Annotated in this window: 1 pseudogene; it reads left to right on the forward strand. The window is 77.7% G+C overall.

Annotated features, from left to right (window positions below):
* Positions 1 to 889 (forward strand): annotated as a pseudogene (locus F6Q13_RS18030) (PE family protein); the annotation flags it as partial.

An 889-nucleotide genomic window follows, 5' to 3' on the forward strand; every position in this document is an offset into this window, starting at 1 on the left:
CGGCGGCGACGGCGGCGCCGGCGGCAACGCCTTCGGTAACATCACCTCCGGCCAGTACGCCGGCTACGGTTATGCCGGCGGTAACGGCGGCGAGGGCGGCCAAGGCGGCACCGGCGGCGCCGGGGTCGCCAACGGCGGCCAAGGCGGCACCGGCGGTAACGGCGGGGCCGGCTCCAACGGTGTCGCGCCGGTCGACAGCAACGGCGGCACCGGCGGTAACGGCGGCACCGGTGGTGACGGCGGTGCCGGCGGCAACGGCGGCAAGCTGGGCGGTGACGGCGGCGCCGGTGGAGCAGCCGGCAACGGTGGGGCCGGCGGCAACGGCGGCGACGGCTTCCAGGTCACCGGCAACAGCGTCAACAGCAACGGCTACAACGGCGGCGAAGGCGGCGCCGGCGGCGCCGGCGGGGACGGCGGTGACGGCGGCAACGCGATCACCGGTAACTACAACGGCGGCGCGGCCGGCGCCAACGGCGACGGCGGCGCCGGCGGCAACGGCGGTGCCGGCTCCAACGCCATCACCTACAACGGCACCAGCGAAACCGGCGGCGACGGCGGCGAGGGCGGCGAAGGCGGCGCCGGCGGCTCACCCTCGGAACCCATTATCATCGATCCGCACGGGGGTGAGGGCACCGGCACGGGTGACGGCGGGGCCGGTGCGGCCGGCGGCGCCGGCGGCACGGGCGGCAACGGCGGTAACGGCGGCAACGGCGTGGCCGGCGGCAAAGGCGGTGAAGGCGGTCTGGCCGGTGTGGGCGCCCCAGGAGCTAACGGTGATGCCGGCGGTGCTGCCCTCGGCTCGGGTACCGGTGGGGCCGGCGGGGCCGGCGGGGCCGGCGGGGATGCCGGCACTGCGGGCAACGGCGGGGCCGGCGCCGCAACCTCAGCC

Origin of the sequence: Mycobacterium sp. (genome assembly GCF_008709575.1) — a bacterium.
Lineage (GTDB): Bacteria > Actinomycetota > Actinomycetes > Mycobacteriales > Mycobacteriaceae > Mycobacterium.